General features: G+C 30.6%; 18 protein-coding genes. 4 read left to right on the top strand and 14 right to left on the bottom strand.

Going from position 1 to position 25877, the window contains the following annotated elements; all coding sequences use genetic code 11:
• Positions 1-84: 84 nt before the first annotated feature.
• From BV55_RS0109925 to BV55_RS0109905, 5 genes are all read right to left on the bottom strand, one after another.
• Positions 85-1113, bottom strand: a complete 1029-nt coding sequence (locus BV55_RS0109925; protein ID WP_029452672.1) for a LacI family DNA-binding transcriptional regulator — start codon at positions 1111-1113, stop codon at positions 85-87.
• Positions 1114-1386: 273 nt separating this feature from the next.
• Complete coding sequence (locus BV55_RS0109920) at positions 1387-2001, bottom strand: copper homeostasis protein CutC (protein ID WP_029452671.1); 615 nt, start codon at positions 1999-2001, stop codon at positions 1387-1389.
• 53 nt (positions 2002-2054) lie between these two features.
• A complete protein-coding gene (locus tag BV55_RS0109915) occupies positions 2055-2858 on the bottom strand; it encodes an HAD family hydrolase (RefSeq protein ID WP_029452670.1) in 804 nt (267 codons plus the stop codon).
• A gap of 330 nt (positions 2859-3188) precedes the next feature.
• On the bottom strand, positions 3189-4475 hold the full coding sequence (locus BV55_RS0109910; RefSeq protein ID WP_341349700.1) for a glycoside hydrolase family 18 protein: 1287 nt from the start codon (positions 4473-4475) through the stop codon (positions 3189-3191).
• Between the two features lie 404 nt (positions 4476-4879).
• Positions 4880-7069 (bottom strand): DNA topoisomerase III, encoded by a 2190-nt coding sequence (locus BV55_RS0109905; RefSeq protein WP_029452668.1) that lies wholly within the window; start codon positions 7067-7069, stop codon positions 4880-4882.
• 738 nt (positions 7070-7807) lie between these two features.
• On the opposite strand from BV55_RS0109905, the gene BV55_RS0109900 reads away from it, so the two are divergent.
• Positions 7808-8647 carry a CvfB family protein gene (locus BV55_RS0109900; protein WP_029452667.1) on the top strand — a complete coding sequence of 280 codons (840 nt, stop codon included), beginning with the start codon at positions 7808-7810 and terminating at the stop codon, positions 8645-8647.
• Between the two features lie 335 nt (positions 8648-8982).
• On the opposite strand, the gene BV55_RS0109895 is transcribed toward BV55_RS0109900, so the two are convergent.
• The 5 genes from BV55_RS0109895 to BV55_RS0109875 all read right to left on the bottom strand — a co-directional run bounded on the left by BV55_RS0109895 (position 8983) and on the right by BV55_RS0109875 (position 15469).
• On the bottom strand, positions 8983-9438 hold the full coding sequence (locus tag BV55_RS0109895) for a hypothetical protein (RefSeq protein ID WP_029452666.1): 456 nt from the start codon (positions 9436-9438) through the stop codon (positions 8983-8985).
• A gap of 188 nt (positions 9439-9626) precedes the next feature.
• Positions 9627-11015 (bottom strand): aspartate ammonia-lyase, encoded by a 1389-nt coding sequence (locus tag BV55_RS0109890; protein WP_029452665.1) that lies wholly within the window; start codon positions 11013-11015, stop codon positions 9627-9629.
• Positions 11016-11206: 191 nt separating this feature from the next.
• Entirely contained in the window at positions 11207-12652 is a 1446-nt protein-coding gene (locus BV55_RS0109885; protein WP_029452664.1) for a DEAD/DEAH box helicase, read from the bottom strand.
• A 187-nt stretch (positions 12653-12839) separates the two neighbouring features.
• Entirely contained in the window at positions 12840-14396 is a 1557-nt protein-coding gene (locus tag BV55_RS0109880) for an ABC-F family ATP-binding cassette domain-containing protein (RefSeq protein ID WP_029452663.1), read from the bottom strand.
• Positions 14397-14584: 188 nt separating this feature from the next.
• On the bottom strand, positions 14585-15469 hold the full coding sequence (locus BV55_RS0109875; protein WP_029452662.1) for a DegV family protein: 885 nt from the start codon (positions 15467-15469) through the stop codon (positions 14585-14587).
• A 275-nt stretch (positions 15470-15744) separates the two neighbouring features.
• Between BV55_RS0109875 and BV55_RS0109870 the strand changes: the two genes are divergently transcribed.
• Complete coding sequence (locus BV55_RS0109870; protein ID WP_029452661.1) at positions 15745-17334, top strand: ABC-F family ATP-binding cassette domain-containing protein; 1590 nt, start codon at positions 15745-15747, stop codon at positions 17332-17334.
• 275 nt (positions 17335-17609) lie between these two features.
• Positions 17610-18494, top strand: a complete 885-nt coding sequence (locus tag BV55_RS0109865; protein WP_029452660.1) for a putative RNA methyltransferase — start codon at positions 17610-17612, stop codon at positions 18492-18494.
• 92 nt (positions 18495-18586) lie between these two features.
• Here BV55_RS0109865 and BV55_RS0109860 read toward each other — a convergent pair whose 3' ends face one another.
• Positions 18587-19858, bottom strand: coding sequence for a M14 family metallopeptidase (locus tag BV55_RS0109860; RefSeq protein WP_029452659.1), 1272 nt, complete (start codon positions 19856-19858; stop codon positions 18587-18589).
• 295 nt (positions 19859-20153) lie between these two features.
• On the opposite strand from BV55_RS0109860, the gene BV55_RS0109855 reads away from it, so the two are divergent.
• The gene (locus tag BV55_RS0109855) at positions 20154-21287 is read left to right on the top strand and encodes a universal stress protein (RefSeq protein WP_029452658.1); all 1134 of its coding nucleotides are present in this window, start codon (positions 20154-20156) and stop codon (positions 21285-21287) included.
• Between the two features lie 67 nt (positions 21288-21354).
• Here BV55_RS0109855 and BV55_RS0109850 read toward each other — a convergent pair whose 3' ends face one another.
• The 3 genes from BV55_RS0109850 to kdpA form a co-directional block, all read right to left on the bottom strand.
• On the bottom strand, positions 21355-21981 hold the full coding sequence (locus tag BV55_RS0109850) for a K(+)-transporting ATPase subunit C (RefSeq protein ID WP_029452657.1): 627 nt from the start codon (positions 21979-21981) through the stop codon (positions 21355-21357).
• A gap of 37 nt (positions 21982-22018) precedes the next feature.
• The gene (kdpB, locus tag BV55_RS0109845; RefSeq protein ID WP_029452656.1) at positions 22019-24064 is read right to left on the bottom strand and encodes a potassium-transporting ATPase subunit KdpB; all 2046 of its coding nucleotides are present in this window, start codon (positions 24062-24064) and stop codon (positions 22019-22021) included.
• A 125-nt stretch (positions 24065-24189) separates the two neighbouring features.
• Positions 24190-25863 carry a potassium-transporting ATPase subunit KdpA gene (gene kdpA / locus BV55_RS0109840; protein ID WP_029452655.1) on the bottom strand — a complete coding sequence of 558 codons (1674 nt, stop codon included), beginning with the start codon at positions 25861-25863 and terminating at the stop codon, positions 24190-24192.
• Positions 25864-25877 lie beyond the last annotated feature (14 nt).

Below are 25877 nucleotides of genomic sequence, written 5' to 3'. Positions count from 1 at the left end.
ACTTGATAAAATCAATTTAAGGTTTTCAAAATACTATTTTAAAAACCTTAAATATACCTTCGTTTATTATGAAGTTACTTATTATTACTTTTGCCTAATTTTATATTTTTCTGATCCCTTTAGCACTAGATTAGGCAATAAGGTAATCCTTCTTATTTCATTCTTATTTTTATTATTTAATATATCTACAAGCATTTGCATACCAAGTTTACCCATCTCCACAGATGGTCCATTTACGTAGCTTATATTAAATCCAAGTATATTTAATATCTCAACTTTATCAAATGCCACTAATGAAATGTCCTCTGGAATATTTATCTTTTCCTCATATATGGCCTTAAGAGAACCTAGAGTTGTCATATTGCTACAGACAAATAGAGCCGTAGGTCTGTCCTTCATTTTTATTATATCTTTAGTTATTTTATACGCAGTTTCCTCTTTGTAATCTCCATAAAATGTGTATTTTTCCTCTAAAGATATGTTATTCATAAGTAATGCCTTTTGATACCCTAGGTACCTATCTTTTGCTGGTTTAGAATTCATACGTCCTGTTATTACACCTATTTTTCTATGACCTTCTTTTATAAGAGCTTCTGTAGCTTCGTAAGCTCCTTTTATATTATCAACAAAGACACCATTAAAGGTAGTATATTTTACATTACCATCTACTAATACTATTGGTATCCCCATATTTTCCAAGGTTTTAAGATATTCACTATTAAATTCATCTTCTGCTGAGGTTGGAGCTATTATTATTCCTTGTATCCTCTGTTCTGTTAAAACCTTAAGAGCTCTTAACTCTTTTTCTTTGCTTTCATCAGTATTGCATAATATTATATTAAGACCACTTTTCTCTGCAACCTCTGTTATCCCTTTAATAACCTCTCCAAAGAATGGGTTAACAATATCCGGAACTATAACCCCTATGGTATTAGTCTTATTTTTAGATAAACTTCTTGCTATAGCACTTGGAGTATAGTTTAGATCTTTTATAACCTTTTGTACTCTGATCCTAGTTTCCTCTTTTACATACCCAGAATCATTTAGTACCCTGGATACAGTAGCTAATGATACTCCTGCCTTTTCTGCAATATCACTTATTGTAATGGCCATATTAATCCCCCTTATGCTTTAGTGCAGATTTTGAATACGATATCAAAATATGAATAGTCACTACATATTCTGATCAAATCCTGCTCCAACGCCTTTAAATATATAACTTAAACAGGAACATTCTCCCTAAACCATACTTAGCGATGTTACCGCTTTCACGTAATAATAATAACCTATTTTCTCATTTAATTCAAGTACCTACTATAATTTTTACATGAATTTTAAATTATCCTACATATATTTTATAAAAATTTAGGTAAACTACATAAATAACTATACAATTTTGCTCCCATGAACCTCTACAGCTCCAGTATATTTTACTAATTCATTATAATTATCCTTAGTTACTCCTCCACCAGGCATTATAATTATCTTATCTTTCGAATAATTTATAAGTTCCCTTATACAATCTCTTCCTTCAATAGCGCTTTTTGCTCCACCCTTTGTAAGAATCCTATTTACCCCAAGTTTTATCAAATTATCTATAGCAACCTTTTTATCTTTTATTTCATCAAAAGCCATATGAAATGTTATTTCCATAGGCTTTGCCATATCCACTAGCTCCTTTGTCCTATTAATATCAATATTATTTTCATCATCTAAAATTCCTAATACTACTCCACTTACGCCAGATTCTTTGCAATAAGTTATATCTTTTTTCATTATTTCAAATTCCTCCTTACTATAATTAAAATTTCCCCCTCTTGGTCTTATAATAACCATAATATCAGAATTTAATTTTTCCTTTGCCATTAAAATTGTACCTAAACTAGGGGTTGTACCCCCTTCTAAAAGATTGTCACATAGTTCTATTCTATGTGCACCTAATATATCTGCTCTTTTTGCATCATTAAAATTTCCAACACAACATTCCAATTTTAAATCCATAAATATCCCACCTTAAAATATAATCTATTTTAAAATTACTCTTAATATTATATCTATTTAATATCTAATAATTCTTTAATAGTTCTAATAACGCCATTTTCCCCATTTTCATAATTAGTTACAAACCTTGCATGGCTTTTCACATCATCAGGAGCATTTTTCATAGCATAGCTATAATAAGCCTTATCGAACATAGTTAGATCATTGTAGTAATCTCCAAAAACCAAAGTTTCCTCAGGGGTTATGCCCAATTTTCGTTGAACTAATGCAACCGCATTTCCTTTACTGCTTTTTATATTCGTAATATCCATCCAGCAACTTCCTGATACTGCAACATGATAACCTTCTTTATATTTACCATGGATTTTTTCTGAAAAGTTTTTTTGAATACCTATATGTTGAATATAACTTAATTTTTGTATATGTATATCTTCATCTAAATCTTTAAAGTCTTTAAGTATAACTGAAGGTGCTTCATCGTAATTAATTGCACCTATTAATTCTTTTGAAGGCTCTTTAACATAGACTTTATAACTATCTGAAACTATAACTTCTATTCCTTCTTCATCCAAAGTTTCAGCCATCTCTATAACTTCATCTTTATTTAATGTGCCCTCATATAAAACTTCTCCATTGTGGTTAAACTGTATTCCTGCGCCATTGTTACCTATAAGAATCATATCATCTTTAACTCTCTTAAACCCTTCATTTAAAGTAGAATATATTCTTCCACTAGCTACAGCAAAATATATATTTCTTTTATTTAATTGCTCAATTAATTCATAAAATTCCTCGTTTATCTTACCCTTAGTATCTAAAAATGTTCCATCCATATCCGTTACTATAAGTTTAATCATATTTTCCTCCTCTAAAAATCCATTATATTAATTTTCTATGTTATTATATTAATAGTTTAAATTTTGTATATGCAATAAGAGTTTATTACCTTCACAAAACCTTTAATATGATTATTAAATTTCACCTTTGATAATCACATTAAAAGTATACCATATTTTCGCCTAAAATAAGATTTAATAATAACTATTATCTAATTATCTTCCTTAGTTTGAATTGTAAGGGAATCTTATGTAAAAAGCCTACTCCTTAAGAGCAGGCTTTCGTTTATAATATATTATTTATCCATTCATACCACTGATAAAAAGAGTTTACTTATGAAACTTTACCTCTTATATAATCTTTTCTATATTAAACATATTATCAAGCAACTTAAAGTTTTGGGTAAAAGGCTTTGATAATACCCAGTAGCTTATTCCTCTTAGACCATACTTATTAACTAATTTTAATTTACTTTCTATACTTCTTGCATCTTCAAACCATACTACGTGAGCTCTTCCATTTTTGTCATAATAATTAAAGAAGGGGCTTTGGCTCTTTTCATCGAACTTAATATTAGCTCTATTATTTCTAGCTATATCAATAGCTTCTTCATTCCCAATAGCTCTAGCAAACTCAGCACCTGGAGTATAGGGTAATGTCCAATCGTATCCATAGTTAGGTATACCCATCATTATCTTGTTTTTTGGTATAACAGAAATTGCATATTTTATTACCTCTTCCACTTCATTTATAGGTGCTACCGCCATAGGTTCGCCTCCAGACCACCCCCACTCATAGGTCATTATAATAACAAAATCTACTATTTCTCCATGAGATTTGTAATCGTGAGCTCCATGCCAAGACCCTGTAGTTATATCAAAGGTCTTAGGTGCTAGAGCTGTAGCTACTAAATATTTAGGATGCAAAGCACTTACAATTTTTCTTAAAAAGTTATTATACTTTTCCCTATTAACAGGTGATATTCTCTCAAAATCAATAATAACCCCATAATAAGACTTCTCCCTTAGGATATTAAGAATATTGTTTATAAGGTTTTGCTGAAGACTTTCATCATTAAGTATTGTATCCACTAAAGATGTATCGAAATTATCACCTGATATATTAGTTACTGACATCATAGGTGCTACGCGGTTTTTTAAGGCTATTTCAATTATAGTTTCATCATTTATAGGCTTTAATGTACCATCATCATTTACATGATAACTAAAAGGTGAAACATAAGTTAAATAATCAATAGATTCATCTAAAATCCTTGTTTCTTTTTCAACATTAGTTGGTTGTATATATCCATTAACTTGGATACTTCCATAAAGTTTTGCCATTTCCGGTATCTTAAGAATTTCACCTGGCACTAAATTATCATTACTTAAATTATTTAATTCTATTATGCTCTCTACAGAAACACCAAATTCTCTTCCAATAGACCAAAGGCTATCTCCAGCCACCACCTTATATTGAATTTCCTTTGAAGGGATTAACAAACTTTGACCTATAACTAAGTTTTCTTGTATGTTTAGACCATTATACTTTGCTATACTATCTACATCTGATTGGAACCTTTTTGCTATAGACCATAATGAATCTCCAGGCATTACTACATAAATTTTCAATAACACGCACTTCCTATAAATACTTCAATAATCAATATATTCCACCTTAAGCTTGTTTGACTCTTTTTATAATAAAAATACCGCACTAGATTTTTCTAATGCGGTATTTTATATATTAAGGTATGTTAGAAGCTTTTTAATAATTTACTAGGGATTTTTCTTTTCTTTTCTTTTCTTTTCTTTATAATATTAATCCTTTAATTCCAATATTACCAATACAAAATACTTATACTTAACCTATTGTATATAATATTTATCAATAGTTGTGTAGAATCCTTGTTCACCTTAAGTAAATACGAATTCTTTTTCACAGTCTTTGAAAACTAAGTTCTTATCTGCTATTTTCTACTATTCATTTTTTTGTAAATATATAAGTTCTAAAATAATGAGCATGTTTTATATTATTTTGTTTATTTCTTAAACAAATCTCCAAGGGCTGCAAATGGATTATTTATAGGCTCATTTGCTTCCTTTTTCATTTGTTTCATTATATTTGATACTTCTTTTTTGTTTGCCTTATCATTTTTATTGTCAAATCTCTTATTGAATTGAGATGCTTTTTCTCTAAAGTTACAGTTTTTATTCGCGCATATATAAATTTGGCCATCCCCTTGACCTCTTAGTTCTAATTTTTTCTTACAATCAGGACATCTTGCATTAGTAATCTTACTTACATTTTCTCTATGTCCACAGGCTCTATCTTGACACACATTCATTGTTCCATACTTACCCTTTACTTCAAGCATATACTTGCCGCATTCAGGACACTTTTTCCCTGTAAGGTTATCATGCTTAAATTTTTCGCTACTTCCCTTAACATCTAAAACTAGCTCTGTAGCATATTTTCTCATATTATCTGTAAATACCTTTGGATCCTTTTTACCCTTACTTATAAGGTCTAATTCAAGTTCCCACTGTGCTGTTAATAATGGGGACTTTAAATCTTCCGGTACAAGTTCTATAAGTTGTTTTCCTTTAGATGTAGGTATTATTTCTTTGCCACTCTTCTCCATGTAAAATGAATTATATAACTTTTCTATAATGTCTGCTCTTGTGGCAACTGTTCCAATTCCACCAGTTTCACCTAAGGTTTTTGCCGAAACCTTATCTACGCTTACATACTTTTGTGGTTTTTCCATGGCTGACAGCAGTGTACCTTCATTAAATCTTGCCGGTGCCTTTGTCTTAAGCTTTCTACTTTCTACTAAGGTTATGTTTAATTTATCCCCTTTTTTAACTACTGGAAGCACTTGGCTGTCCTTTTCATCTTCATCTTCTGTTAATTCATCAACTTTATCATATACCTTTTTCCATCCCTTAGACTTAATTACGTTACCCCTTGCTACAAAGGTCTCCCCATTAATATCAGCTGTTACAGTAGTTTGTAGATATTCATAAGGTGGAAGCATAACGGATAGGAATCTTTTAACTACTAAGTCATAAACACGACGTTCTTCACTACTTAAAAGAGCTATGTTTCCTCTTTCTTCTGTAGGAATTATAGCATGATGATCACTTACCTTGCTATTGTCTACAAAACTTTTATTGGCATTTATCTTTCCATTTAATATTTCCGTTGCAAGTGCTCTATAGCTACCTACTGAAATTGCTTTTAAACGATCCGGAAGGGTCGCGACTATATCTGTAGATACATATCTTGAATCTGTTCTAGGATAAGTTAACACCTTATAGTTTTCATATAATCTTTGCATTATAGATAAAGTTTGCTTTGCTGAGTACCCAAAAATTCTATTAGCATCTCTTTGAAGCTCTGTTAAATCATAAAGAAGAGGTGCATATTGTTTTTTAGCAGTTTCAGTAACAGATACTATATTTCCTTCTTTACCCTTAGTTGCTGAAAGCACTTTATTAACTATACTTTCTTCAAATACACTAGTATTGTTGTTTTTATCTCTCCACTGAAGATTAAATCCTTTTGCCTTGGCATTAATTACATAGTAATCCTTTGGTTTAAAGTTTCTTATCTCTTCTTCACGATTAACTATCATTGCAAGAGTTGCAGATTGAACTCTTCCTGCCGTTAGTTGGGCATTGTGTTTACAAGTAAGCGCTCTAGTAACATTTAATCCTACAACCCAGTCAGCTTCAGCCCTACACTGCGCTGCCTTATATAAATTATCATAATTAGATGAAGGTTTTAAATTTCTAAATCCTTCTATTATAGCTTTATCAGTTTGTGAAGATATCCAAAGTCTTTTCATAGGCTTTTTAACATTTGCCTTTTCTATTATCCACCTTGCTACAAGCTCTCCTTCACGTCCAGCATCAGTAGCTATTATAATTTCATTTACATCTTTTCTTGTTATTTGTGACTTTACGGCTGCAAATTGCTTTCCTGATTGCTTAATAACTACTAGCTTTAATTCTTTTGGAAGCATAGGCAAAGTGTCTAGCTTCCACTGTTTATATTTATCATCATAAACTTCTGGGTCCGCTAGGGTAACTAAATGACCCAAGGCCCAAGTTACTATATACTTTTCCCCTTCTAAATACCCATTACCTTTTTTATTACATTTTAAAACTCTAGCAAGTTCCCTTCCAACTGAAGGCTTCTCGGCTAATACCAATGTTTTACTCATATTAACAGTCCTCTCAAAATAGTTCTATAACTTAAAAATGTTTTTCGACATCTTTATAAAAATAATTTTCTAGTATAGAAATCTAGTTTTATCTATGCATTGCAATCTTTTAAGATGCCTACTTATAAATTAATAATAACATAAATTACACTTCCATGTTATTTTATATTTCCATTTATAAAGTAGATGAGCTTCCAATTCCCATAACTTATTCTTATTTCATAATTTAATTAGTTTATTTTTTAAATATAACTTGCTTTTATCTTAAAAGTGATATATACTAATAAAGTTAAGATAAATCATATCTTATAAATTGGTTCCAAGACCCAATTACAAAATAAAAGTTATTTCAAATATTAGAGTTAGAAAAAGTAAAAAATCAAGTCTTAAGACCCTCATTTTAACTTTCTCATAAAATCCCTAATTCAAAAATATTGTTGAAATTTTGTATTAATTACTTTCTTAACAGTATGTCTATCTTGTAATCTTTTTATAAGCAATTATAGGAGGTATTTAAATGAATAAAGAATTTATAATCACAAAAGACGTTATCGACGAATGTCTAGCAGAATCTCTAGAAGAGTAATATCATGGAATGCTATCAGTGCTAAGTTAAGAGTATTGGTAGTTTTTTTTATTTGTAAAACTTTATAAGTTTCATAATACAAATGTAATTAATTATGTTAAAATTAAAATAACATTAAAATATAATACATATAATGAAGTGAGGTAATAATTTTGATTAAAATAGGCGAATTTAACCAATTAAAAGTATCAAGAAACACTAACTTCGGATACTATTTAGATGCTGGTACTAACGATACTTCTGATGACATATTGCTACCAAATAAAAGTGCCCTTGGATTAAAACTAGTTTCTGGGGACGAGGTAGACGCATTTATATATCGTGATTCAGATGATAGAATTATAGCTACTCTAAAAAAGCCACTAGCAAAAGTAGGTGATTTAGCTTACCTTAAGGTAGTTTCTACAACTGCTATAGGAAGTTTTGTAGACTTTGGTTTAGAAAAGGATATATTTGTTCCTCTAAAAGAAAAGTTATATCCATTACAAAACGGCTCCTACTATCTATTTTATATATATTTAGATAAAACAGGTAGAATAGCTGCAACTACAAATGTTGAAAGATATCTATCTACAGAATCCACTTATAAAGTAGGGGATAATGTAAAGGCAACAGTTTATGGATTCCAAACTAATAATTCTGCAATGGTAGCTGTGGATAATCTATATAATGGCGTTATACTAAGAAATGAATATTTTACTAAGCTAAATTATGGTGAAATACTTGATTTAACTGTAATAAAGATATATGAAGACCAAAAACTTGGTTTAACTCCAAGAAAAATTGCTAAACTAGAAGTAGATGAGCTACAACAAACTATTTTAGAATATTTAAAGGATCATGATGGATTTATGATTTTTAATGACAAAACCCCATCAGAAAAGATCTATAAAGAATTCAATGTAAGCAAAAATCATTTTAAAAATGCTTTAGGCGGACTTATGAAAAAAGCTTTAATAACCCAAGACATAAATGGAACAACCCTAAAATAAGAAGTAAGCATTGAAAAGGCCACTTAAAACAAAATATGTTTCAGTGGCCTTAACCAAGTGCTTTCTTTTTTTGCTTTTTTAATGTATATCAATCTTTGTACATTAAAGCATTCATTAGTTTATTATATGCACATCATCTTCACTAGATATATATTTATTTTCATTCCTTAATGTATCTTACTTTATTATCTCTATTTCTTTACACAAATATTTCTTTTGTTTCCTAACTATGCTCTTTCTTAATTCTATTTATATAATTTAACTTATTTATTATCTCTAAACTTATAGTCATCTAAGATAATGGGAAGTCACTTACATAAATTTTAAGTTTTATATTATAGTATTCTAAATAACATAGATATTCCAACAACTGAGTTAGGTGGTATTATAAAGTTGTCTTTCCCATCCTTTGTTACTGTAAAATTATGAGTTCCAGCAGCAAGTATGTCACCTACAGCTAAATTTCTTCCTAATTCTTTACTATATAACTCATACCCTGTCTCCCTAGAAAGATCTTCTACTCTTAAACTTAATCCTGATGGAATAACCAATCTATCTCTTACAGTAGGACTATTCCCTGGATTATATGGAGTTTCTCCGAAATTACCAAAAACTATAGAAAAACCTATGTCATCTCCAGCCCTTGGAAATATATCTTCTCCGCAGTTACCAGCACCTTCGCCTTCAAAGAAGGAGAATTTTCTTATAAATAGTCTACAACATCTATCCGTATCAACATTTGCACTGTCACATTGGTCCGCTAACATTGCCATATTACAAATTTTACTCATACAAAACACCTCTTTATAGTATATTATTTTCTATCCTTAAGCTTTGGGTTTAACCCCTACTATAATGTATTCACCAATGTCGAATCTTGTTACAGTATAAAATCTTTTTATGCAAAAAAAATAAAGATCGCACATTAAAGTACAATCTTTATCTAATATTATATTAGGTTACTTAAAACATATTTTTATTAAATTCCAGGCTCTGTCATAGTTCTTGGATGAAGTATCTTTCCGAGTTCTGATTCTTTTAAGATACCTTCTCTAAGTATTATATCTATTACAGATTCCCCTGTTTTAAGTGCAGTTTTAGCAACATTTGAAGCTACCTTGTATCCTACACTTGGGCAAATTGCTGTAATTATACCTACACTGTTTTCTACTAAGTTTTTACATTTTTCTTCATTTGCAGTAATTCCCTTTATACAATTTTCTGTAAAGGTATCTACTCCGTTGGTTAATGTTTCTACGGATTGAAATAAGTTATAAAATATAACAGGTTCAAAAGCATTAAGTTCTAATTGGCCTGCTTCTGCTGCCATAGTTATAGTTACATCATTTCCTATTATATTAAAAGCTACTTGATTCATAACTTCTGGTATTACAGGATTAACTTTTCCTGGCATTATAGATGAACCATTTTGCTTTGGTGGAAGATTTATTTCTCCAAATCCTGTTCTCGGACCTGAGGACATAAGTCTTAAGTCATTAGACATTTTAGAAAGCCCTACAGCACAAGTTTTGATTACTGAGGATACTTCAACAAATATATCTAAATTTTGTGTTGAATCTACTAAATCTTCTGCTTGAGCAAGATCTATTTTTGTTACTTCACTTAATTTAGGAACTATTTTTGAAAAGTACCTTTTATCTGCATTTATTCCAGTACCAATAGCAGTTCCTCCCATATTAATAACTTTTAAGTGCTCTTTAACAATATTAATTCTTGATATATTTCTTTTCACCAAAGAACTATATGCATTAAATTCTTGCCCAAGTCTAATAGGTACCGCATCTTGCATTTGAGTTCTTCCCATTTTTATAACATCATCAAATTCTTTAGACTTTTCTACCAAAGCTTCATATAATTTATTTAATTGATTTGCTGCCTTATCTATAAGTCTTAACATAGCTAGTTTACCTGCTGTTGGGATTATATCATTAGTGGATTGGCCCATGTTTGCATGGTCATTTGGATGCACTATCTTGTAATCACCCTTTTCGCCACCTAAAATTTCTATAGCTCTATTTGAAATTACTTCATTAATGTTCATATTAGCAGAGGTTCCAGCTCCTCCTTGAATTGGATCTACTATAAACTGATCATGTAACTTTCCATCTATTATTTCATCACAGGCTTTCACCAATGCCTTTTCAATCTTTTCATCTAAAAGACCAATTGATCCATTAACCAAAGCTGCTGCTTTTTTAGTTTCAGCAAGACCCTTTATAAACTCTTCATTTAACATAAGTCCTGTTATTTTAAAGTTTTCTTTAGCTCTTAAGCTTTGTACCCCATAATATGCTTCCTTAGGCACATTCCTTGATCCTATAGAATCACTTTCTATTCTAAAATCCATTAAACTTACCCCCAGATGAATTAAATTTTTTTACACCATTTATATTAATACAAACGAATGAAAACTTTCATCTTTTTCATTATATCCTTTTTGTTATATATTTTCAAGTTTAATTGCAATTATTCTTTCATTTTAAAGTGATTCTTCTCTCATTTACGATACTTGTCTTGCAAATATCTATGAATTCATCATTATTTACTAGCCCTTTGAACTCTTACCTTCTTACCCTTGATAGTTTTATCCTTTAATGCTTCTAAAACCAAATATCCTTTTCCATGAAGTATATCCACATAAGAGAACCCCTCTTGAATATCAATAATTCCAATATCTTCTGGAGTTATATCCTCAATACTAATAATAGTACCTACAATATCTAAAGCCCTTATCTTTTTTTTCTTTCCTGCATTTATATGAATTTTAGTGATTTCTTTATTTAGCTGTGCATTTTTGTTAACCTTTAATTTAGGTTTAAACTTTATCTTGTCTTCATATAGTTTTTTTCCTTCTTCTACTTTTTCTTTTGAAGGAATTTCACCTCTTGGGATTCTAAAGTCTATATAATCTTGAACCATATCTAAATACTTATACTCGGTAGGAGTAATAAATGTAATTGACTTACCCTTATTTCCAGCCCTACCTGTTCTACCAATTCTATGCACATAACTTTCTTTTTCTCTTGGAACATCATAATTAATTACATGACTTATTCCATCAACACTTATGCCTCTTGCAGCTACATCTGTAGCAACTAAAAATCTAAATTCTCCTCTTTTAAATCTTTCCATAGCACTTAATCTATCCTTTTGTTCCATACCACCATGAAGAGCATCACAAGAATGACCTTGGTCCTTCATATCTTGAATTAGTCCATTTACAGTTTCTTTTGTATTACAAAATATAATAGAACTTTCTGGCAGTTCCGTATATATAATCTTCTTTAAAAGATCTGACTTTTTATTATATTCTACTTCATAATAAATTTGCTCTACATCATCTGTTGTTATACTTTTAGGTGTAACTTCGATTTTAACTGGATCTATCATATGCTTATTACATAACTTTTCTATTTTTTCTTCTATTGTTGCAGAAAATAGCATAGTTACCCTACTTTTTGGTAAAAGCCTTATTATAGATTCTACTTGGTCTATAAAGCCCATATTAAGCATTTCATCCGCTTCATCTATAACTAAATACTTTATACCACTTAAATCTATATTACCTCTTTCAATATGATCAAAGGTCCTACCTGGCGTACCTACAATTACGTGAACTCTTTGTTTTAATTCTATCTTTTGACCGTTCATAGGCTGCTTTCCAAATATAGCAACAGCTCTTATCCTCTTAAACCTGCCTATATCTGTAATATCTTGTTTCACCTGAAGTGCTAGTTCTCTTGTTGGTGCAAGAACTAAAACCTGTGGTTTTCTTTCTTCTAATTCTATCTTTTCACAAAAAGGAATAGCAAAAGCTGCTGTTTTTCCACTTCCAGTTTGTGCCTTAACTATTATATCTTTATCCTGCAAAGCAACAGGAATAACCATACTTTGAACATCAGAAGGGTTCTCAAATCCTAATTTACTTAAGGATTTTAATACCTCTTCACTTATACCTAACTCTTCGAATTTTAATTTTTCCATAATCCTTCAACTCCATACATACTTTTATAGATTTACATTATAATCTATAATCAGCTAATAATCTATTTTTACCTATATATTATATAATAATGCATTATACTGTTTTAAGGATATTAACATTTAATAAATATAAAAAGAGTTAGAATTAATCTAACTCTTTTACTTATTGTTAACTTAAACTAAAACATTATACTATTTTAGTCGTCCACTCTTCACAGTTCCATACTTCATTAACTACATCTGTATAAAATTCTGGCTCATGGCATACAAGTAGTATGCTGCCTTTATACTCTTTAAGTGCTCTTTTAAGTTCTTCCTTTGCTACTGGGTCTAAGTGGTTTGTTGGTTCGTCTAATATAAGTATATTGCTTTCTCTGTTTAATATCTTACAGAGTCTTACCTTAGCTTGCTCTCCCCCACTTAATACCATAACCTTACTCTCTATATGCTTTGTTGTAAGTCCACATTTAGCTAAGGATGCTCTAACTTGATATTGAGTGTATCCAGGAAACTCCTTCCATATCTCTTCTATGCAAGTATTATCTAGTTTTCCTTTCATCTCTTGCTCAAAGTAGCCTACATACTGATAGTCTCCAACTTCTACTTCTCCAGCATAAGATTTTTGAAGTCCCATAAGAGTTTTTAATAAAGTGGTTTTCCCAAGTCCATTAGCTCCTATAAGTGCTATTTTTTGACCTCTTTCCATCTTTATGTTAACCTCTTTAGAAAGTGGAGTATCATAACCTAAAACTAAATCTTTTGTTTCAAAAATAAGCTTTCCTGAAGCTCTAGCTTGCTTAAAATTAAATTGTGGATCTACCTTTTCTGGTGGAAGTTCAATTTTATCTATCTTTTCTAACCTTTTTTGCTTAGAACGAGCAAGGCCTGCTGTGGATGCTCTTGCTTTATTACGAGAAACAAAGTCTTCTAATTTTTCAATTTCTTTCTTTTGCTTTTCAAAGGCTGCCTTTAATTGATGTTTGTTTACTTCATATATCCTTTGAAATTCATTATAATCCCCTACATATCTAGTTAACTTTCTATGTTCCATATGATAAATAATATTTACAACACTATTTAAGAAAGGAATATCATGGGATATAAGTATAAATGCATTTTCATAATTTAATAGATACCTTTTTAACCATTCTATATGTTGTTCATCTAAATAGTTAGTAGGTTCATCTAAAAGTAATATATCAGGCTTTTCTAAAAGTAACTTTGCAAGTAATACTTTAGTTCTTTGACCCCCACTAAGCTCAGTTACATCTTTATCAAGTCCTACATCTTTAAGACCAAGTCCAGCTGCTATTTCTTCTACCTTTGAATCTATAAGATAAAATCCACTATTATCTAATACATCTTGAATATTCCCCATATCTTCTAGTAACTTTTCAAGTTCCTCTGGAGATGCTTCTGCCATTTTATCTGTTATCTTAAGCATTTCCTCTTCTAAGTCAAATAAATACTTAAAAGCATCCCTTAAAACATCTCTTATTGTCCTATCTTTTTCTAAATATACATGTTGATCCATGTATCCAACTCTTACTCTATTTGACCACTCCACACTACCTTCATCTGGGGCAAGTTTTCCTGTTATTATGTTCATAAATGTAGATTTACCTTCTCCATTTGCACCTACAAGTCCTATATGCTCCCCTTTTAATAACCTAAAGGAAATATCCTCAAATATCACTCTATCTCCAAAACCATGACTAACGTCTTTAACTGTTAATATACTCATCTAATTTCTCCTACCTAACAAATTTATTCAAAAATCTTAGCAAAATAATTTATTTTATTAAATTCTAAAAAACTTTTCAAGTTTACTAGTCATTCTACACCTAGACCATTATTCTTTCAAATTTCTTATGCTAAGCCAAAATAATTTTATCACAGTGAAAGAAATTTTAGAAGTGTAATTTATAATTTTTATATAATATGATTTTGTCTTTCCTTGCCCATAAAGAACAATGCAAGATTTCCAGGGCCCCCGTGAGTTCCAACTGCGGGACCTGTAAAGTTAATTATTACATCTTTTACTTTTAAACTTTTAAGTATACCTTCTTTAAGAGCTAATGCCTCATCAATGCAATCCCCGTGAGATATAGCTATTATTTGATTTTCTGGTTCTTCAATTCTCTCTACTATAATTTCAACTAACTTTTTAATAGAACTTTTTCTACCCTTTACTTTTATAATAGGCATAACCCTACCTTCACCATTTATCGTAAGAATAGGCTTAATATGAAGCATTATTCCAAGCACTGCAGCTGCAGAAGACAATCTCCCACCTCTTCTTAAATGACGTAAATCATCTACAGTCATATAAGAATTCATATTTTGTTTCTTTGTTTCGATATAATTTATTATTTCTTCAAATGAACTTCCGTTTTCCTTCATTTCAATAGCCTTCATAACCATAAGTCCTTGTCCAAGTGAGGCTGTTAGAACATTTACAATTGCTATATTTGAATTTGGATATTCATCAAGAATCATATTTTTAGCTACAGTTGCACTATTTTCTGTTCCACTTAATCCTGTAGAAACACAAATATATAGAATATCTTTACCTTCATCTACAATATTTTTAAATTTGTTATAAAACTCATCTGCACTAGGTTGTGATGTAAGAGGAACAGATCCATTCCTAAGATCTTTAAAAAACTGCTTTGGAGATAAATCTTGTCCTAAATCATCAAAATATTGTTTATCATCATAACTACAAGTAAGTCTTGCAAATTTAATTTTCTTTTCTTCAATATACTCTATAGGTAAATCACAACATGAGTCAGTAAATATTTCAAAATCTTTCATTAAATATTTCCCCTCTTTTACTCAATATAATAGCGTAATGCTATCATAACCTTCGTCAAAATTCAACATAAATCTACAGTCCCAATTTAAAGTTATTGCCATTAAAATTTATGTACCAAAGTTAGTATGCGTATCTTTCTTATATACATCTACAGTTCATTTAATATTTTAAATTAAAATAACTACAATAATAAGGGTGCAAGAAATATATATTTATGTTATAATTTCGCAGTGAGACTGAATACGAATATTTAATTAAAAGGATGGTAAATTAAGTGATAAATGTAACTAATTTAAGTTTAAGATATGGTGATAAAAAACTATTTGAAGATGTAAACATTAAATTTGTTCCTGGAAACTGTTATGGTGTTATAGGTGCAAACGGAGCTGGGAAAAGTACCTTTTTAAAAGTACTTTCAGGAGAAATTGAAGCAAACACTGGAGATGTAACTATTGCCCCTGGTGTTAGAATGTCTGTTTTAAAACAGGACCACTATCATTATGATAATTATAATGTGCTTGAAACTGTAATTATGGGTAATGCTAGACTTTACTCTATAATGAAAGAAAAAGATGAAATTTATGCAAAGACCGACTTTACTGATGCCGATGGTATAAAAGCTTCAGAGCTTGAAGGCGAATTTGCCGAATTAGATGGATGGGAAGCTGAATCAGATGCATCCTCTATATTACAAGGACTGGGTGTTTCAACAGATTTACATGACAAAAACGTGTCTGAACTTTCAGGTGGAGAAAAGGTTAAAGTTCTTCTTGCTCAAGCACTTTTTGGAAAGCCTGGCGTTCTAATCTTAGATGAGCCTACTAATAACTTAGATGCAACATCTATTAAATGGTTAGAAGAGTTTTTGATAAACTTTGATGGTACTGTAATTGTAGTATCCCATGATAGATACTTTTTAAATAAGGTATGTACTCATATGGCTGACGTTGACTTTGGAAAGATAAAACTTTTTGCTGGAAACTACGACTTTTGGTATGAATCTAGTCAATTGTTGCTTCAAATGTCCAAAGATCAAAATAAGAAAAAAGAACAAAAGGTTAAAGAACTTCAAGAATTTATTACACGTTTTAGCGCTAATGCTTCAAAGTCTAAGCAAGCAACTTCCCGTAAAAAATCATTAGAAAAGATTACTTTTGATGAAATAGAACCATCTTCAAGGAGGTATCCTTTTGTTGGTTTTAAAGCAGAGAGAGAACCTGGTAATGATATACTTATGGTTAAAGACTTAAGCAAAACTATAAATGGAGTAAAAGTTTTAGATAAGGTTAATTTTATAGTTTCAAAAGATGATAAAATAGCTTTTACAGGACCAAATGATATAGCTAAAACTACTTTATTTAAGATTTTAACTGGAGAAATGGAACCTGATAGTGGCGAGTTTAAGTGGGGTGTAACTATAACTAAAGCTTACTTTCCAAGTGATAATTCAGAGTACTTTAATGATGTAGAACTTAATCTTGTAGATTGGTTAAGACAATTTTCTGATGATAAGGCTGAAAGCTACTTAAGAGGATTTTTAGGTAGAATGCTTTTTTCTGGTGAAGAGCCATTAAAACAAGTAAATGTATTATCTGGTGGAGAAAAAGTAAGATGTATGCTTTCAAAAATGATGCTTAGTAGTGGTAATCTTCTTATTTTAGATGAGCCTACAAACCACCTTGACTTAGAATCAATCACTGCTTTAAATAATGGTTTAATTGATTTTAAGGGAAATATACTTTTCGCTTCTCATGATCATCAGTTTACACAAACTATAGCTAATAGAATTATTGAAATTACAGATAACGGCATCATAGATAAAAAGATGAGTTATGATGAATTCTTAGAGTATAAAAATAGTTAGTATCTTGAAATAAATTTTAATTATACTTATCTATTTTAAAATGACCTATAAGCACAGAAAAGCCTTTCAATAAGCTTATTGAAAGGCTTTTCCTATTAAAATAGTTATAGGTACTACTAATTATATTCCGTTTTAAATTAGTAAATGTTATAATAATTATACAAATGTACTTATTGTAAGTAGCATCAAACTATTTACAATAATATGATATTCATCTCAACACCTAAGAGGTATTAGGATTTCCCATAGTAGTAGTTAAAATTAAGGAGAATAAAGTGAAGAAATTTGATTTAGCAAAAAGTTTAATAAAAAAAAGTGAATATGTATTTTCTTGTCCCCTATGTCAAAGTCCTATGAAGGTTTCTTTTGAGTCTAATAGTTTAATTTGCAAAAAAAATCATTGTTTTGATTTATCTAAAAATGGTTATATAAACTTATTACCTCATTCAATAAAAAGTGAATATGGTAAAGAAATGTTAGAATCTAGAAACACATTGTGTAAAAGTGGATTTTTCCATCCAATGACTAAATCTGTTAGTGATTTAATCATTAAAACCATGGCGCCTTTTAATAAAAAGAATATACAAATGTTAGATGCTGGATGTGGAGAGGGATCACATTTAAAAGACATCTTATCTAATACAAATGTTAGTTCAAAGTCTAATTTTAAAGGTATAGGTATAGATATATCTAAAGAAGGAATTCATATAGCTTCAAGAGAGTATCAAGATGCCATATGGAGCGTAGCTGATCTATCAAAGATGCCCTTTAAAGATAATGCTTTCGATATAATTCTTAGCATACTTTCCCCTTCTAATTACTCAGAATTTAATAGACTTTTAAGTTCTTCTGGGTTTCTTATAAAGGTTATACCTGGAAGTGATTATCTGTTAGAACTTAGAAGTATTTTGTATAATAATACCGATAAAGAGAAATATTCAAATGAAAGAGTCATAAATCATTTTTCTAATAATTTTAATATAGTAGCTACAGAAAAAGTAAATTATACTGCTTATTTAGATGCATCACTTTTTAAACACCTTATAAAAATGACTCCCCTTTCTTGGAATATAACTGATAATAAAATTAAAGAAGCTTTAAGTCTCAATATAGAAAAAATCACTGTAGATTTATTAATACTAATAGGAAAGAAAAAATAAAATCCACAGATTTTATTTTTTCTTTATTTAATAATTTAATTTAAACCTTGTTATTTGCTGTTAATTAATTGTTTTATATTTCCTATATACTTCTAAACAATTGCTCCTAATAAAAGAACTTCTATATTATCTCTATATATTTTATCAAACTGTGATATAGGTAATGGATTCTTCCCCTTTCCAACTTCTATAGTATAGCCAGGCCTTACAAACTTTTCTATAAACCAATCTTTATACCCTGCATAAGAAACTATTCCCGTAGTTTCTGATAACATATATCCACTAGCTTTTGAAAATATCTCAGCAATTTTTCTTGAGTCGTTAGGTATTATATTTAGATATTTCCAGTATATTACCTCTCCTTGTGTATGATATGCTATTACCAGTCTAAAATTATGTGCTCTTGTAAAGTTTGCTAAAGACTTAGTTTCTGGTTCTGATTCTGGATAGGGTCCTGAGTACCTAGTAGGACCTGGACCATAAATTCCATAGACTACCTCTGCTTGCTTAGACAAAGCCCAAGAAGCATCATAATTATGATTTAAATCCACACCTCTAATATTAGCCTGCCAGTCTTTAGAAAAGTCAGTACTTCCTTTATTCCACTGAATAAGCCTTGAATAATACGGATTGTCTCTCTTTAATCCCTCAATAACTAGATCCACCCCATCTGGATTTACCATAGGCATTATATAAATTGTGCTTTTATTAAAGATATCCTTTATCCTATACCCATTTATAAGTCCATCCTCAGAGTAAGCCTTTGAAAAGTCCTCAATAAACTTCATAAGAAGAGTTGATGTAATCCACTCTAGCGAATGATGAGCCGCATTATAAAACACTTCATTTGGACCATTTCCAAGCTTAATATAATATAGGTTTTTTTCAAGTACACTCTTTCCTAAAATTCCTCTTTCAATAAAAGGATACCTGGCTTTTAATCCTACCATATCCCTTTCCATAATTTCATAAGTATAATCTATATTTGTATCTACTACATCTATTCCAAAAGGCACTACTATACTTTCACCTATAGTTAAATTATTTATATCTATCCTTGGATTTGCTGTGATTATTTTATTTATAGTAGTGTAATGTGTTCTTGCTATATCATATATATTGTCTCCTGGTCTTAAAATATAATCTTCATATCCTAGTAAAAATTTATTTAGTATTTTGTAAGTTTCTTCTCCTATAATCCCATCTGCTGTTAAACCATTATTTTGTTGAAACCTTATAACTGCACTTCTTGTCTCATTTCCAAACACTCCATCTAATACACCAGGACTATACCCTATCTTTTTTAAAACAGCTTGTATTTTCATTACATCAGATCCCTTAGATCCTATTTTTAAAACCTCCACAATACCCCCCCCTAATTATTATTTATATAAGTTAATTTAAATTAATATATATTTTATTTATACTAAAATCTTTTAATAATTAGAATGATTATTACTTGTATTTAATGTATTATTAATATATCAAGTGATTCTTAGACTGAGGTGGAGTTTGCTTATAAAGAATACATCTCTCCATCAAAGGCTTAGAAGAACTTATCTAGTGGCATAGCAGCCCTCATCCCCCACCTTGAAGAGGATAGGGGTGTTACGGATGGTAGCCATGGGATAAAATAAACCTAATTAGAGGTGTTAAAATATGAGTTCTAAATTTAAAAGACTTAGCCCTGAAGAGGCTCTTGAAAAGGCAAACAGTGGGAAAAGAGGATCTCTTAAAATTTTCTTAGGTTATGCCCCTGGAGTTGGGAAGACTTATTCTATGCTAAACGAGGCTAATAGAAGACTTTTTAGACAAGAAGATGTAGTAGCTGGCTGCATTGAAACTCATGGAAGAATAGATACTAAAGAACAAATAGGTGTTTTAAAAATCATTGCTAAAAAAAAGATCGAATATAACGGTAGAATCTTAGAGGAGATGGACACTGAAACCATAATAAAGCTTAAGCCTGATGCAGTTTTAGTAGACGAATTAGCCCATACTAATGTACCTGGCTCTAAAAACAAAAAACGCTTTGAAGATGTTGAAGAAATGCTAAGTGAAGGTATAGATGTAGTAACTACTGTAAACATTCAACACTTAGAAAGTTTAAATGATGTAATAAGACAGATAACTGGGATAAAGGTTAGAGAAACAATACCAGACTCTATTGTGGAAAATGCAGATGAAGTTGTTGTAATAGATGTAACCCCTGACGCCCTTCAAAATAGATTAAAAAGAGGAAATATTTATAAGACTGAAATAGATAGAGCTCTAAAAAACTTCTTTAGAAAGGGCAACCTAAATGCTTTAAGAGAAATAGCACTACGACAAGTTGCAGAAGAAGTAGATGAAGACTTAACCGAATATATGAAAGAGCATGAAATCAGGGAAAATTGGCATACTGCTGAAAGAGTAATGATTTGTATAAGCTCTAGTGAATCTTCAAAAAAACTTATACGAAGAGGTGCTAGAATTGCCAAAAGGTATAAGTGTGAATGGCTTGTAGTAGATGTTATTTGCACTAGCTTATTTTATGCTAAAGCTAGTCCTAAGGATGAAGAAAATTTAAATAATAATAGAATCTTAGCAAAGCAGCTAGGTGCCCAAGTATTTACACTTAAAGGGAAAAGTGTTTCAAGAGAACTTGTAAACTTTGCTTTTGAAAGACATATAACACAAATAATAATAGGTAATAGTAATCGCTCTACCCTTCAAACTATGCTTAGAGGATCTACTGTATATAAAATTTTGAAATATACAAATGATATTGAAGTTCATGTAATTCCAAATTAAAAACTCATTATAATATTAGTTAAATTTAAAGAGGTAGTCCAAATATTTGAACTACCTCTTTAAATTTTTATATTAATCCAAGTTTTTCTGCAACTTCAAGATTCAATTTTAGTACATTTACTCTCTTTTCTCCAAATACTCCAAGACTTTTTCCTTGTACTGATTTATCTATGATTTCATTTAAGTCATCTTTGCTAATACCAGTGCTTTTGGAAATAGAGTCTACTTGAATCCTTGCTGATTTTATACTTATATTAGGATCTAATCCAGATCCACTGCTTGTTAGTAAATCTGTTGGTATATTTTCTTTTTTTGCAGTTGGATTATCCATCAAAAATTCATCCATATCTTTTTTTACTCTATCTTTTAGAATTTCACTTGAAGGTCCCAAATTTTGTGATCCTGATGCTACACCTAAATATCCTATCTCTCCATCTTTATTTGGTATGGTATCTTCTGTGCTATAGGTGTTATAATTTATTCCTGAAACTCTACCTTTAAAGAATCTTTCATCTGTAAAGCTTTGTCCTATAAACTCTGAACCTATCTTTTTGCCATTCACCTCTATGATACTTCCGTTAGCTTTTTTATTAAAAACTATTTGACTTACTCCTGTCATAAAGAGGGGGAATATTAATCCACATAATATAAGCATCACTATACTTATAATTAAACTTTGTTTTAAAATTTTCATATAGATACCTCCTGATCAATTTTTATTAATTTACCCTCTACATAAAAAAGGGGCTTATTACTAAATCTATTATCTTAATCCCAACAAAAGGTACAACTATTCCTCCAACTCCATATATAAACAAGTTTCTCTTTAATAATTGTTCTGATTTCATTGGTCTATATTTTACTCCTTTCATAGCTATTGGTATTAATGCAGGTATTACAATTGCATTAAATATTAATGCAGATAATATAGCTGTAGTTGAACTTGTAAGATTCATTACATTAAGTACCTTCATCTCTGGAATAGCTACGGTGAACATAGCTGGTATTATAGCAAAGTATTTAGCCACATCATTAGCTATACTAAAAGTAGTTAATGAACCTCTAGTTATAAGAAGTTGTTTACCTATTTCTACAACTTCTAGTATTTTTGTAGGATCTGAATCTAAATCTACCATATTAGCTGCTTCCTTTGCAGCCATAGTTCCACTATTCATAGCAATGCCTACATCTGCTTGAGCTAATGCTGGTGCATCATTAGTACCATCCCCTGTCATGGCCACTATCTTCCCTTTAGCTTGTTCTTTCTTTATAATATCTATCTTATCTTCTGGTTTACACTCTGGTATAAACTCATCTACTCCGGCTTCTCTAGCTATAGTTTCTGCTGTAAGAGGATTATCTCCTGTACACATTATAGTTTTTATACCCATTTCCCTTAATCTTTGAAACCTTTCAGGAAGTCCTGGTTTTACAGTATCCTTTAGATATATTACTCCATATATTTCATTTCCTACAGAAACAACTAAAGGTGTTCCTCCTACTTTAGATACACTATTAACTATCTCGTCTATATCTTCTGGTATTTCCCCTCCAAGATTCTTTACAAAGGTTTTAACTGACTCTGCAGCTCCCTTTCTTATTGTAGTTCCATCTTTAAGATTCACTCCACTCATTCTAGTTTGTGCTGTGAACTCTATGAAGTCTAAATCCATATATTCTTCTTTATTTATTTCAACTTCCATTTTAGTTGAAAGTTCTATAACTGATCTTCCTTCTGGTGTATCATCTTTTAAAGATGATATAACTGCGTATTTTATTATATCTTCTTTTGAATGCATTTTAACAGAAATAAAATCTGATGCCATTCTATTACCAAAAGTTATAGTTCCTGTCTTATCTAATATCATTGTATCTACGTCTCCACAGGCTTCTACTGCTTTTCCTGACATAGCTATAACATTAAATCTTGTAACTCTGTCCATTCCTGCCACACCTATGGCAGATAATAATCCTCCAATTGTGGTAGGTATAAGGCAGACTAGAAGTGCTACTAAAGTAGAAACTGCTATAGTAACCTTTGAATAGTTTGCTATAGGATATAAAGTAGCTATTACAACTAAAAATATTATAGTAAGACTAACTAAAAGTGTAGTTAGTGCTATTTCGTTTGGTGTCTTCTGCCTTTTAGCACCTTCCACAAGGCTTATCATCTTATCTAAAAAAGACTCACCAGGTGTTGCTGTTATCTCAACCTTAAGCCAATCACTTACAACTGTAGTTCCTCCAGTAACTGAACTAAAATCTCCCCCAGCCTCTTTCATAACTGGTGCTGACTCACCAGTTATAGCTGACTCATCAACGGAGGCCATACCAGATACGATGACTCCATCATTAGGTATCATATCACCCATTTCTACAAGAACTATATCTCCCTTTTTAACTTCACTAGAACTTATTATACTTAAAGAACCATCTTCCAAAATCAGGTTCGCTTTAGTATCTTTTCTTGTTTTTTTCATGCTGTTAGCCTGTGCTTTTCCTCTACCTTCTGCTACAGCTTCAGCAAAATTTGCAAATAATACTGTTATAAGTAATATTGTAGTGACTATAACATTGTATCCCCTTAAATTTGCTGGATTATTCCCAAAAATGTTTGGAAATAAACTTAAAATAAATGTTACAAAAAAACCTATTTCTACTACAAACATAACTGGACTTTTAATCATATACTTAGGATTTAACTTTATAAAAGACTCTTTCATAGCCATTAAAAACGTTTCTTTTGTTACAAACCTTTTGCTATTTTCCTTACTCATAATTACAACCTCCTGTTAATATATACAACCTTTATCTATATCTTTAGATGCATATATAAGCTTATGCAATATTAATTTTTCCCAAACTATACTCTTACAATATCTAATTTTAACCTTTAGCTTTTCTAATGTAGTGTTAGATATTCTGCAATAGGTCCTAAGGCTAAAGTAGGTAAAAAAGTAAGTGCTCCTATAATTATTACAATAAATATAAGCATCATCACAAACATACCATTATCAGTTTTAAATGTACCTGCGCTTTCAGGTACAGCCTTTTTATTTGCAAGAGACCCTGCCACAGCAAGAAGTAATATCATAGTTATATATCTTCCAAATAACATTACAAGTCCTGTAGAGGTATTCCAAAATATAGTATTATCAAGTAGCCCTTCAAAGCCTGACCCATTATTAGCTGCGCTAGATGCATATTGATATACTATTTGAGATAACCCGTGGAATCCAGGATTACTGATACCATTAAGTCCGGCTTTTGTAATTACTGCTATAGCTGTTGGTACAAGTATTAATATGGGGTGTATAAGTATTCCAAAGGCTATAAGTTTCATTTCTTTTCCTTCTATCTTTTTGCCCAAAAATTCTGGTGTCCTCCCAACCATAAGTCCACAGATAAAAACAGTTATTATGGCATACATTATCATACCCATAAATCCTACTCCCTTACCTCCAAACACTACATTTAACATCATATTCCATAGAGGAACTATTCCTCCTAATGGAGTTAATGAATCGTGCATATTATTTACAGATCCTGTAGTAAAGGCCGTTGTAACTGTTGTAAATAATGAAGATTGTGCTATGCCAAATCTTACTTCTTTTCCTTCCATATTGCCCATAAGCTGACTTAACCCAATGCCCTCTAGTGCTGGATTACCAGCCATTTCAGCTTTATAGCATACAGTTAAAGCTACAACAAATAATATAGCCATAGCTGCATAAATTGCAAAGGCTTGTTTCTTATTTTTTAAGTATAAACCAAAAGCACAAACTAATGCCCCTGGTATCATCATCATAGATAGCATTTCTATAACATTAGTAAGTGGTGTTGGGTTTTCAAAAGGATGCGAAGAGTTTGCTCCAAAAAAGCCCCCTCCATTTGTTCCTAGATGTTTTATAGCTTCTAATGAAGCTACAGGTCCTAATGCTATATCTTGCATTTTATTTTCTATAGTAACAACTGTTTGTATTGGTTTGAATGTTTGAGGTACTCCTTGCCATACTAAAAGCAAAGTTATAACTGCTGCAAATGGAATTAAAAGTCTAGTTGTTATCCTTGTGAAATCCACAAAAAAGTTTCCTATGCCTTTATCTCCACATATGCCTCTTATAAATGCTACCGCTGCACAAAATCCAGTAGCAGCTGATGTAAACATTAAAAATGTTATTGATATCATCTGACTTAAATACGAAAGAGAACTTTCCCCTGCATAATCTTGAAGATTAGTATTTGTAATAAAACTTATAGCAGTATTAAAAGAAAGGTCTGATGACATTGCTTTTATTCCATTTGGATTTAAAATGCTTACACCTTGAAGTCTAAGTATTCCATAGACTATAATGCACATAACTACATTAGAAACTAATATAGCTAAAGTATACTTTTTAAACCCCATATCCTCCCCTTTTATTCCTGCTAACTTATATATAAAGTTATCAACTTTATCGAAAATTATATCGCCCTTACCTTTTTCCATGGACATTATCTTGTACAAATATTTTCCAACTACTATGGAAAGAAAAACAAATATTATAAGTACTAAAACTATTTGAAAAATCCCCATATAAATCCCTCCTC

Origin of the sequence: Clostridium algidicarnis (genome assembly GCF_000703125.1) — a bacterium.
In the GTDB taxonomy this organism is placed as follows: Bacteria; Bacillota; Clostridia; order Clostridiales; family Clostridiaceae; genus Clostridium_L; species Clostridium_L algidicarnis.
This window is presented reverse-complemented; position numbering and strand designations above follow the sequence as displayed.

Excerpts from the sequence above, each read along its gene's own strand:
- BV55_RS0109925 (WP_029452672.1), bottom strand. The coding sequence starts at position 1,113 with ATGGCCATTACAATAAGTGATATTGCAGAAAAGGCAGGAGTATCATTA.
- BV55_RS0109875 (WP_029452662.1), bottom strand. The coding sequence starts at position 15,469 with ATGAAAGATTTTGAAATATTTACTGACTCATGTTGTGATTTACCTATA.
- BV55_RS0109915 (WP_029452670.1), bottom strand. The coding sequence starts at position 2,858 with ATGATTAAACTTATAGTAACGGATATGGATGGAACATTTTTAGATACT.
- BV55_RS0109905 (WP_029452668.1), bottom strand. The coding sequence starts at position 7,069 with ATGAGTAAAACATTGGTATTAGCCGAGAAGCCTTCAGTTGGAAGGGAA.
- kdpB (WP_029452656.1), bottom strand. The coding sequence starts at position 24,064 with ATGAGTAAGGAAAATAGCAAAAGGTTTGTAACAAAAGAAACGTTTTTA.
- kdpA (WP_029452655.1), bottom strand. The coding sequence starts at position 25,863 with ATGGGGATTTTTCAAATAGTTTTAGTACTTATAATATTTGTTTTTCTT.
- BV55_RS0109885 (WP_029452664.1), bottom strand. The coding sequence starts at position 12,652 with ATGGAAAAATTAAAATTCGAAGAGTTAGGTATAAGTGAAGAGGTATTA.
- BV55_RS0109880 (WP_029452663.1), bottom strand. The coding sequence starts at position 14,396 with ATGAGTATATTAACAGTTAAAGACGTTAGTCATGGTTTTGGAGATAGA.
- BV55_RS0109895 (WP_029452666.1), bottom strand. The coding sequence starts at position 9,438 with ATGAGTAAAATTTGTAATATGGCAATGTTAGCGGACCAATGTGACAGT.
- BV55_RS0109855 (WP_029452658.1), top strand. The coding sequence starts at position 20,154 with ATGAGTTCTAAATTTAAAAGACTTAGCCCTGAAGAGGCTCTTGAAAAG.
- BV55_RS0109890 (WP_029452665.1), bottom strand. The coding sequence starts at position 11,015 with ATGGATTTTAGAATAGAAAGTGATTCTATAGGATCAAGGAATGTGCCT.
- BV55_RS0109920 (WP_029452671.1), bottom strand. The coding sequence starts at position 2,001 with ATGGATTTAAAATTGGAATGTTGTGTTGGAAATTTTAATGATGCAAAA.
- BV55_RS0109850 (WP_029452657.1), bottom strand. The coding sequence starts at position 21,981 with ATGAAAATTTTAAAACAAAGTTTAATTATAAGTATAGTGATGCTTATA.